This is a genomic window from Peptoniphilus mikwangii (assembly GCF_000468535.1).
Taxonomy (GTDB): Bacteria; Bacillota; Clostridia; order Tissierellales; family Peptoniphilaceae; genus Anaerosphaera; species Anaerosphaera mikwangii.
In genome coordinates this window covers 125,729-137,033 of record NZ_AUQY01000002.1, presented here as the reverse complement: position 1 = coordinate 137,033, position 11,305 = coordinate 125,729, and the positions used below count along the sequence as shown (strand labels likewise).

At 27.3% G+C, this 11,305-nt stretch carries 11 protein-coding genes and 1 pseudogene; 1 reads left to right on the top strand and 11 read right to left on the bottom strand.

The genetic code is table 11. From position 1 onward, the window contains the following. Positions 1-45: 45 nt before the first annotated feature. Positions 46-309: a 30S ribosomal protein S20 gene (rpsT, locus tag M915_RS01040; RefSeq protein ID WP_009222339.1), complete on the top strand. Its 264-nt coding sequence runs from the start codon at positions 46-48 to the stop codon at positions 307-309. 94 nt (positions 310-403) lie between these two features. Here rpsT and holA read toward each other — a convergent pair whose 3' ends face one another. The 11 genes and pseudogenes from holA to M915_RS07565 form a co-directional block, all read right to left on the bottom strand. Further along, a complete protein-coding gene (gene holA / locus M915_RS01035; protein WP_036729716.1) occupies positions 404-1,405 on the bottom strand; it encodes a DNA polymerase III subunit delta in 1,002 nt (333 codons plus the stop codon). Next, positions 1,371-3,659: a DNA internalization-related competence protein ComEC/Rec2 gene (locus tag M915_RS01030; protein WP_036728542.1), complete on the bottom strand. Its 2,289-nt coding sequence runs from the start codon at positions 3,657-3,659 to the stop codon at positions 1,371-1,373. The genes holA and M915_RS01030 overlap by 35 nt, the downstream gene beginning before the upstream one ends. Before the next feature lie 173 nt (positions 3,660-3,832). After that, positions 3,833-4,681 carry a homoserine kinase gene (gene thrB, locus M915_RS01025; RefSeq protein WP_036728540.1) on the bottom strand — a complete coding sequence of 283 codons (849 nt, stop codon included), beginning with the start codon at positions 4,679-4,681 and terminating at the stop codon, positions 3,833-3,835. Beyond that, complete coding sequence (thrC, locus tag M915_RS01020; protein ID WP_009222343.1) at positions 4,678-6,132, bottom strand: threonine synthase; 1,455 nt, start codon at positions 6,130-6,132, stop codon at positions 4,678-4,680. Before thrC ends, thrB begins: the two co-directional genes overlap by 4 nt. A gap of 2 nt (positions 6,133-6,134) precedes the next feature. Further along, on the bottom strand, positions 6,135-7,397 hold the full coding sequence (locus M915_RS01015) for a glutamate-5-semialdehyde dehydrogenase (RefSeq protein WP_036728537.1): 1,263 nt from the start codon (positions 7,395-7,397) through the stop codon (positions 6,135-6,137). After that, entirely contained in the window at positions 7,369-8,160 is a 792-nt protein-coding gene (gene proB / locus M915_RS01010) for a glutamate 5-kinase (protein ID WP_009222345.1), read from the bottom strand. Before proB ends, M915_RS01015 begins: the two co-directional genes overlap by 29 nt. A gap of 112 nt (positions 8,161-8,272) precedes the next feature. Further along, on the bottom strand, positions 8,273-9,118 hold the full coding sequence (locus M915_RS01005) for a CPBP family intramembrane glutamic endopeptidase (RefSeq protein WP_009222346.1): 846 nt from the start codon (positions 9,116-9,118) through the stop codon (positions 8,273-8,275). 370 nt (positions 9,119-9,488) lie between these two features. After that, the gene (locus M915_RS01000; protein ID WP_009222347.1) at positions 9,489-9,650 is read right to left on the bottom strand and encodes a transposon-encoded TnpW family protein; all 162 of its coding nucleotides are present in this window, start codon (positions 9,648-9,650) and stop codon (positions 9,489-9,491) included. A 99-nt stretch (positions 9,651-9,749) separates the two neighbouring features. Continuing rightward, positions 9,750-10,199: an ASCH domain-containing protein gene (locus tag M915_RS00995; RefSeq protein WP_036728535.1), complete on the bottom strand. Its 450-nt coding sequence runs from the start codon at positions 10,197-10,199 to the stop codon at positions 9,750-9,752. A gap of 93 nt (positions 10,200-10,292) precedes the next feature. Next, positions 10,293-10,991, bottom strand: a complete 699-nt coding sequence (locus M915_RS00990; protein ID WP_036728531.1) for a transglutaminase-like domain-containing protein — start codon at positions 10,989-10,991, stop codon at positions 10,293-10,295. 59 nt (positions 10,992-11,050) lie between these two features. Further along, a pseudogene (locus tag M915_RS07565) lies at positions 11,051-11,212 on the bottom strand (DUF4368 domain-containing protein); the annotation flags it as partial. Positions 11,213-11,305 lie beyond the last annotated feature (93 nt).

Sequence of the window (11,305 nt, the reverse complement as noted above, 5' to 3'; positions counted from 1 at the left end):
GTTAAAATACTAAAAGCTTATAGATTAACTGTGGAGGTGAATTACATGGCAAATATTAAATCAGCTATTAAAAGAATAGATGTTATTAAGAGAAATAACGCTCGTAACAAATCAATCAAAACTGAAGTTAAATCAGCTGTTAAAAAATTTGAATCAGCATTAGAAGCTGGTAATATAGATGAAGCGAGAGAACTATTAAAGCTTGTTGATAAAAAACTAAAAAAAGCTGCTCACAACAATATCGTTCATAAAAATGCAGCAGCAAGAAAAATTTCAAGACTTACTCTTAAATTTAACAAGGCAAACTAATTATCAACAAAATTAGAATGTAATTGTATCGCACATTTCTATAAAATAGTCAGATATAAATTAACCTGAGGAATATTCCTCAGGTTTTCTAATTTTATTTTGTAAATTCTACTATTAGCATTTCTAATAAAATATATTTCGAAAGTTGTGTTGTTTTAAAATATTCATCAATATTTAACAACTTTTCATAAAACTGATATAAAAATTTTAAATCAAAGTTATGCGAAAACTTTGAAATTTTTGAATACTCATATTGTTTTATTCCCATATAATTCATAGCTTGTACATCTTTATATCCGTTAGATTTTAAATCTCCATACATTATTAGAAGCCTAACCTGTCTTACAATCATAGAAAATATTCTCTCAATAGGTTCATTCAATAAATGTAATTTTTTAAATTCCATAAGTGATTTTTCAGTATTTTTATTACAAAGTGCATCTAAAAAATTAAAAATATTTGAATCGGCATTTTGAGTCATAGACCTATCAATAACTTCCCTATCTATTTTCTTAACTTCAGATAAAACAAGCATCTTATCAAGTTCATTTTTTAAATCATACAAAGTCATATCTAAATTTTTAGAATCATAACCTGATTTTAAGCTAAGATAACTAATATCCGATTTACTAATATCAAATCCTTTTCTAACTAAATATCCTTCAATAAAATTAAATATGTCCTTTCCGCTTAATTTAGGAAATTCTATAGCTCTATTATTTTTAGAAAAATATTTATAGAAGGTTTTTGTTTTATCTATTTTATTGTCTTCATCAAGAAATACTAATATTAAAAATTCTCCGATATTATCCAAAAATTTATAAAATTCTTTTGTAACACTTTCTGAAAACGCATTAGCTCCTTTTACGAATATAACTCTTTTATCATTCATAACAGGAAGTGTTTCGCAAGATGACATAAGCTTATCTTCCGTTAAATTATTTCCGTCATATAATGACAAATTAAAAGTTTCCATTCCTCTACTTACATATTTTTTCTTTACATATTCGATTGCATTGTCCATTAAAAGCCTTTCATAACCATAAAACAGAAATGCCCCGCTAATATCTTTTTTGTATATTTCCCTGTATTGCAATATATTCACCATACTCTCTTACAAATGCAATAATAACTATATAAGTTAATAATGTAATTATACCAAAACTTCCATCTTTTTCCTTAAAACCTTTAAAAATAATAGAATTCTTTTTAATATTTAAATTTATTTCTCCAACCTCATTTGTAACTTTGGTTATTACATTATTTTCTTGTAATCTGTTAATAACCTCTGAATGAGGATGCCTATAAGAATTATTAATTCCACAACTTATTACCGCATATCTAGGTTTAGCAGTTTTCAAAAATTCTTCTGATGTAGAAGTTTTTGAACCATGATGTGCAACTTTCAACAAATTACAGGTTTCAGTAATATTACTTTCAGTTTGTTCTATATCTCCTGTAAATAAAATTTTAAACCCTCTATGATTTAATATCATAACCATCGACTTATCATTTGAAGAATTATATTCGTCAACATCTGAAATTATTCTAAAAAATGTGTTATCATCCATCTTTATTAAATCATCTTTTTGTACAAGGTATATATTCATTCCCTTACTTAATGCCTTTTGTAAATATTTATTGTCTTCTATATATGATATATAAAGACTTTTTATTTTAACTTCATCAATAATATCAAGTAGTCCATCAACATGATCTTCATCAAAATGTGATATAAAAACTTTATCAATTTTATTTATTCCCTTAGCTTTCAAATAGTTTAATGTATATTTTTTACCCGGATTGTAGTTTTCATTTGAACTTCCCCCGGTGTCAACCATAAAATATCTATTATTAGTTCTTCCAATGGCGCAATCTCCTTGACCTACATATATAAAATTAAGCTCAAACGAATTATTATAATCGTATAAAAACATAGCTGAATTAATTAATATTATTAATATTAAACTTATTAAAACAGATATATTAAATTTATAAAAATTAATAAAAATATCTTTATATTTGATTATAATAAAATTGGAATATAAAATAAAAACTGAAATGATAGAAATTTCAGCAAACTCTAAATTTAAAAAGCTAAAATCATTAATTTTTACAGCTAAAAAACTTGCAACATTCAATATAAAATTTATTGATGGTGCAATAAGAAATGCAATAGGCTTAAATATAATTAAAATATATGAAAGTATTATTGCAAAACTATATAACGGCAATAGAAAAACATTTGATATGAAACCCAAAACAGAAAATTCTCTAAATAAGTATATACTTACCGGAAATAACATAATATTCACAGAAAGAGTCAGTGCCAAGCTTTTGCCGAAATAATTTTTTTGAAATAATATTTCGAATTTTTTATAAAATAATATAATTCCAAGCACACTCAAATAGCTGAGTAAAAACGACGGAGAATATATGGAAAATGGATTTATTAAAATTGTAATCATTGCACTTAAAATGAGTGCATTAAATGAAGTATATTTATATTTAAACAAAAATGACATAAACATAAATCCAAACATCAAATATGCTCTAAATGCCCCTATTGGCATTGAAATTAAGTATAAATATACAAATGAAAATAAAAGAGCTATACTCCTTCTTAAAACTTTTGAAATTCCAAATAATTTTAATATTCCCTCAAAAATAATCATAAGTATTCCCATATGAAGTCCCGAAATGGCAAGCATATGAGAAAGCCCAATATTTCTAAAATTATCTTTAATATCTTTATCAATATAATTTGAATTTCCAAGCAATATAGAATTTATAATATCTGCATTTTTATCAGATAAATTCTTTGATACCGTGTCTGTAATATAATCCTTAAAATATGTTCTTAGCTTTAAACTTTTACTTTCTCCGACTTTTTTCACTGAATTTGAATATATAATTTCATATATTCCTTTCGATTTTAAATAATTTTTATAATTAAAATCACTAAAATTCATCTTCCCTTCAGGTATCGCAGAGCTTCCGTAAATAATAACAATATCTCCAATACTTAACTTTTCTTTTGAATATAATAAATATTTTTTAAATATAGATGAAGATGCAATGTATTTACTTTCATTATTTATATAATCATCTACAATTTCAGCTTTAATATTTACACTTTCATTTAATTGATTTGATGTCCTCATACTCACATTTAAAAAAGAGATTATAAACAATATAATACATAAAAAAGATATTCCGGTCTTAAATTTTTTAAAATAAAAAAAGTATGTAGATGATAGCATAACTAAAATGGCAAGATATATTAAATTTATTTTTAAACAGTCACCTAAGACTATTCCTAAAATCATTGACAATAACAAATAAATCATAATGCACCTCTACTTATAATATATTATAGAGTTTACTTTTGTTCAATATTTAATTAACATGTTACTATTTTTAAATTGTTCTATAATAACGTCATTTAATAAATTATTAAACTAAAAATTGGTTAAGTTTGCACTTAACCAATTTTATTTTTTTATTTAATTATATCCATAATCTAAAATATTATTTTAGCTCCATCATTTTCAACTTCAACATTGTGAATTCTCCATTTTGAAATTATATTGCTTAAATTTTTAAGAGCATTATCTATATCATTGTTATCCCTTTCAGATATTACAAGTAAACTTGGTCCTGCCCCGCTTATAAATAGGACTGCATTATTACCGCTGCATATGCTTTTAATATAATCATAATCGCTTATCAGTTGTTTTCTGTAGGGTTCATGTAATAAATCCTTAGCCGCTCCTTTAAGCAGATTAAAATCTCCACTGTTAAGTGCATTTGAAATCAATGTTGCTCTTGCAATATTTGAAACTGCATCAGATAACCTAACTTCTTTTTTTACAACTTCTCTTGCTCTACTTGTTTGCATTTTAAAATTTGGAACCAATACATTAAATTTAAAATTTTTATCAATATGAGTTTTATAAAAATATACTTCATCTTCCACTATTGAAGTGATATGTCCTCCAAAAATTGCAGGAGCGACATTATCCGGATGTCCCTCTATATTTGTAGCATATCTTAAAATAGCTTTCCTATCCAATTTTAAATTACTCAACTCATTCGCAGCCATTAATCCTGCAACTATACAAGTAGCACTGCTGCCAAGTCCTCGAGTCATCGGAATCATAGATTTTACTTTTATAGAAATACTTGGCGCTTCAATATTGTTTTCATCGTAAAAATATCTAAAAGATTTATAAATAAGGTTATCATTTAACTTCTCATCTAAGAAACTACAAGGCTCTATTTTAAAAAAATTATATAATTTTAATGCCATACCTTGACTATCATATCCTGGCCCTAAATTTGCCGTTGTAGCCGGCACTTTTATGATCATTTTATTATCCTCCTTATATAATCTTTTATTTCATCTTTTTCTATTACCATTTTATTTTTTATATCTTTTGCAAATAAATCTTTAAATTCAACAGGAACACTTATATTAAATTTTTCTTCCAAAGTATTTAAAGCACTAATTTCATCATTTGAATTCATCATAAGTGCCTCAGCTATTGAATTTATAAATTTAAACGGTGATGCAGTAGCTGCAACCAGTATTTTTTCGTCCTTATTAAATTTTTCATAATCTTGCGCAGCAAGTAACCCTATCGCAGTATGTGTATCCACTAAATAATTATACTCATCATATATTTTTTTTATTTCATCTATAGTTCTATCATCATCAAAATAATATGCCGTTATATTATTAAGCCTTCTGCTGTCAATAAAATATTTTCCATTCTTCATCAACGATTCCATTAAGAACTTAATCTCTTCAGAATCTTCGCCAAGTTCATAGTATAAAAATCTCTCTAAATTACTTGAAATTAAAATATCCATTGAAGGAGAATTAGTGACAAAAAACTCTCGATTTATATTGTAAATACCTCTATTTATAAATTCTGTAAGTACATTATTTTTATTTGAAGCACATATTAAATTATTAATAGGTAATCCCATTTTTTTAGACAGATATGCCGCTAAAATATTTCCGAAATTTCCTGTAGGAACACTTACAGAAATTTTCTCACCATTTTTTATATAACCGTTTTTCACAAGATAATAGTAACTATAAAAATAATATACAGTCTGTGGTATAAGCCTTCCTATATTTATAGAATTAGCTGATGATAATTCATATCCTTTCATATTAAGATATTCTCTAAATTGCACATCATTAAAAATCTTTTTAAGCGAAGACTGAGCATCATCAAAATTTCCTCTTATTGCAATTGCATGGGTATTCTTACCATCAAGTGTTACCATTTGTCTCTCTTGAATTTCACTAATACCATCTGTAGGATAAAAAACTGCAATATCAGTATTTTCTACGTTTTTAAAACCATATAATGCCGCACTTCCTGTATCTCCGGAAGTAGCGGTTAAAACTAAAATTTTTTTATCTAATCCAGAATGTTTTATTGCAATACTTATAAGCCTTGGTAATAATGATAGTGCAAAATCTTTAAATGCAAAAGTTTGACCATGATATAATTCAATAACATATTTATTATCAAGCTTTTTTATAGGAACTATGTTGCCTTTAAATGTTGAATATGCCAACTCAATAGCACTATATAATTCTTCTTTATTAAAGTCATCAAATATACTTCCTATTATTTTTTTAGCAAAATAAATATAATCTAATTTTTCAATTTCCTCATTACTAAATTCAATTTCAGGAAAACTTTCAGGAAGATATAGTCCTCCATCATCACTAAGTCCCTTTAAAATTACCTCGTAACTTGAATTTAATTTCGAATTTCCTCTTGTACTTATATATTTCATAATTATTCCCTTACTTGTCCAGAACCTAAAATAACATATTTTGAGCTTGTGAGCTCATTCAACCCAACAGGACCTCTTGCATGCAACTTTTGTGTAGAAATTCCAATTTCAGCTCCAAATCCAAAAATTCCACCATCAGTAAATCTTGAACTTGCATTTACATATACACATGCAGAGTCTACTCCATTTAAAAATTTCATAGCATTTTCATAATTTTCTGTAATAATAACTTCAGAATGATTTGTAGAATATCTATATATATGATCTATTGCTTCATCTATTCCGCTAACCACTTTCATAGACATTTCATAATCTAAATATTCCTTTCCATAATCTTCATCTGTAGCATAAATCACATTATTAATCTTATCCATGGTCTTCTCGCATCCATGTATTATTATATTATATTGATTAATAATTTTTTGTAGTCCTTCATAAAAGTTGTCAGATATATCTTCACTTACAAGTAATGACTCCATAGCATTACATACTCCAATTCTTGAAGTCTTTGCATTCTCAATTATATTTAATGCCATTTCAATTTTTGCACTGCTGTCTACATATACATGACAATTCCCAACTCCTGTTTCAAGAACCGGAACCTTTGAGTTTTCAATTACTGAATTTATTAAACTTGCGCTACCTCTTGGTATTAGTAAATCTATATATCCTTTTAATTTCATAAGCTCTACTGATGACTCTCTTGTGGTATCTTCAATTAAACAAATCATATTTTCATCATATCCCAATTCAGAAATAGATTCCCTTATTATCTTTACTATTGAAATATTTGAATTTATAGCTTCTTTTCCACCTCTTAAAATAAGTGAGTTTGATGACTTTATGGCAAGTATTGAAGCATCTAATGTAACATTTGGTCTTGCTTCATATATTATTGCAAGAACTCCTATGGGTACAGTTTTCTTTCCAACTATAAGCCCATTTTCAAGAGTTCTCATATCATAAATATTGCCGACAGGATCTTTTAAATCTATGAGAGTTTCTACCGACTCTGCCATGGCTCTAACTCTATTTTCTGTAAGCAAAAGTCTATCAAGTACACCTTCTTTTAACCCGATTTTTTTAGCATTATCCATATCAATTAAATTAGCTTTTATAATTTCATCAGCTTTCAAAATTATATTTTTCTTTATATTTGATAATATACTATTCTTTTCCTTAGAGCTTAATTTTGAAAGCTGTCTATTGGCATTTTTAGATTTAATTGCAATATTTTCAAGACTTTGCCTTAAAGATTGTTCCAATTTCTTCTCCTCCTACTACCCTTCTTATATTCTTAATATCATTTGAATTAGCAATAACAACATCTATCCCCTTCTCCATGCACATTTTTGCAGCATTTATCTTAGTTGTCATTCCGCCTGTACCTACATTTGAAGAAGAGTCCTTTGCCATCATTTTTAATTTCTCATCAATTTCATTAACTTCATAAATAAACTTTGCATTTTCATTTTTCTTCGGATCATCATTATATAAACCATCTATATCCGATAATAATATAAGTAAATCAGCATCAACAATTCTTGCTACAACTGCAGATAATGTGTCATTATCTCCAAATTCTATCTCAAATGTTGAAATCGTATCATTTTCATTTACTATTGGTATTACATTCATACTTAATAATTTTTGAAATGTATTTTTTGAATTTTCTCTCATTACACTATCTGTCTCAATTTGCTTTGTCAATAAAATTTGTGCCGCTTGATAGCTAAACTCATTAAATGCTCTGTTATAAGTGTTCATAAGAGCTACTTGCCCTACTGCGGATGCAGCTTGTTTTCCAACAGTATCTCTAGGTCTCTCAGCTAAATTTAATCTCTTTGCTCCTGCAGCAATTGCTCCGGATGAAACTAAAACCACATCTATACCATGATTTTTTAAATTTGAAAGTTCCCATGCAAGTTCATCAATCTTCTGTAAATTTATAATTCCATTGTCATGTGTTATTGAAGATGAACCAATTTTCACAACTACCTTTTTTAACTTTCTACTAAATTCTCTCAATTAATCACAACCTATATAATTATTATTTATTAATATACTACAACAAAATCCATATTTCAATAATTTCAACCTTATAAAGCATACTATATTAATAAAAAAAGAGTAGGAAATCCTACTCTAAAGTATCCGAACTTTCTATTTGTATAGAAGTTTGGGTATACATCCTTTTAATCATCTTATACATAAAATAAAATGTCGGTATTATCATTATAAATGATAAATAATCTATTGCATTTAAAAATGCATCATTATATATAAAATCCGGAAAAGACGAAATAAAATTATTTAATATATGAACATATATTGGCCAAATTAACGACTTCATATCTTTGTATACAAGAGCTATACCAAATCCTAAGGAAATTGTATATACTGATTGAACCAATTCCCTATGCCAAATACCGAAAAGTAACGCAGAAACAATCACAGGAAACAACTTACTCTTTATCTTATCAGAATAATTATATATAAGACCTCTAAAAAGCAATTCTTCTACAATCGGCCCTAAAATTACCACTGAAAGAAATACAAATATATACGGTTCTTCTACAACACCGGACCACGTATCATTGAAGCTGTCATAGCTATTTTTGAAAATTGAAATTTTATATAAATAACGATCAACAAATTCCAACCATAATGATGATATTCCGCCCAAACCAAATGTTATTATACTGCACTTAACTATCTTTGATATTACAGACTCTTCAAAACTCACTTTATCATCATTATTCTTTTTTAAAGCAAAAAACCATACAGAATATACAATTAAAGGAATTATACAAGATAGTGTTTCAAGAAAAAAATCTCCATCATTAAAAATTTTAAAATTTTCTCCGAACAAAGCTGCCTTTCCATAAAAATAAAATGCAAAAAACAATTCCAGTAACAAATCATAGCTAATTACTAAAAATAAGATTATAAAAATATATTGCAATAAACTTTTCTTACTTTTCAAAATATCTCCCCCAAAAACTTTTAACTTAAATAGTTTACCACAAATTTTAAATATTAATAGTTATCAAAATAAATATTTATAATATTTTAACTATTTATTCAAAAGTAATTTCTTTATTTATTCTTTCTATTATTATAGATATAACCTTATATCTTCTCTGAAATCAGATATGAAATTTGAGAAATAATCATATATATTTTGTATTTTAAGATTCTTTTTTAAATTTTTATCTACATATTATTTCTTATCTTCTTATCTGAAAACAAAAAAGAGAACTTCAGCATCTGAACATACCGAGTTCTCCGTAATGAATGAAAATATTAAAGTGTAATGGTTGGCTAAAGGACATAACAAAATTTCTTTGACAAATTTATATCTTCTCCGTTTCTCTCTTGATTAGCTTTAATATTTTATCTTTATATGTTTCCCCTGTGCCTTGCTTAAAATGTAGGTTTACAGTGTGTTTCGTCTTTCCAATATCCATTATTAACTGTTTATATTGCAGTTTTTTTATCTCTCTTTTTTCTTCCATAAGTCCTCCTTTCCGTTTTTAGACAAAGAAAAAACAGCAAATCTTTGTGTTTTACTGTTTCAAAAATTATTCTATTCAATTAGACAAACTTGGAATTGTCTAATAAATCTTTTCAAATACTTCGCATATCATTGGAGCTTGTTCATAGAAATTTTTTCCTACCGATTTATATTCTTCAAAAAAGTAGCTGTCATGAACCTCTCTCCAATACTGATAGCTCCTATCACCTTCACCTTCATGCCATGCATGTTCCGGTGTAATTAAGTTATAAGGCATCATATACACTACTTTTGTTTGTGTAATACATACAGGCTCTTTAGAACCATTGAGAATTATATTATACTCTCCCACTTGTGGTATATCGTCTCCCATTTCATATAATTCAAATGCTGAAGTCGTAGCTGTCTTAATATTACAATTAACTAATTCTGCCAATTTATCAGCCATCTCTTTTGTATTGCCGAAACTCCAAGCTTGATATTTTATATCTATCGGTAATTTCTTTTCGTTGCAAAATTTAATCCAAAACTCTTTTACTTTATCATCCATTCAAATTACCTCCACAACTTCCAAACAGTAAACCTTTTTGATTTACTGTCCCTGTGTTAGTCATATTTAGTTGTTAATGTGACAAACTGGGATTTAAGATTTTCTTATGTTCTTTACATTCCAATTCATCAAATGCCTTCCCAAATGTCTATATACAAAAGTCTTGATTCCTGATAGCTCCTGATGATGATTTTTCATTAATTCATCCGGAGAATCATATACTCCAAAATCCTTAGTTATTCCCTCACTTTGTATGTATGTGTTGTTTCTGTCAAAATCAATTACTGGATGCTGAAAATCCTTTACCGCAACCCCATATCCGCAAAAAGATCCAGTGCAGTTTGCAAATTGTTTTTGCAACTTGGATAAGTATTTTTGATCCAGTATAAAAGCCTCCAGTTCATACCATTTATCTTCAAAATACACTTCAACCCAGCTGTGAAATATATTTTGGGGTGCATTTTTATAAACAAACCCACTCATTGCACCTTTTTGTAGTTGTTTATCTATGGTAAATCCATGGATTCGGCAAGGAATTTTGCAGGCACGAAGCAATGCCATAAAAAGAGTTCCTTTTGTATTGCATTGACCATATCCATCATCAAGAACTTTAGAAGCAGGAATACTGTCATCCACATTGTACCCAAATACTATATCATCTCTTACGAAATTATAAATAGCTTTAAGACAATCAAACTTATTTTCTTCTTCCCAACGCTTCATCTCTATTAATTTTTGAATACTCGGATTTGAAAAATCCAGCATTTTAGTTTCTTTCAAGTATTGATTCATTTTAGTTTCCTTCACAAACTTTTAATTTTATCTCTTTTTCACCTTATGTTATACCATTTTTAAGCCATTTTTTCTATATCAATTTTCTGTGGCACTTGACAGTTACCTATGAAGTTAAAATACACATCAACTTGTTATTTTCTGTCTTTGCCTTGTCTTCCTCCTGTTGCTTCATGGATTACAACTTTTTCTATATACTCATTTATCATTGGTAGGCTGATGGGATAAGGACTTTATCTTTGGTTAATATATCTGCTATCTGTGTTCAATTTTCTTTTACTTATACATCTTCAAATTTATGTTTCATATGATAG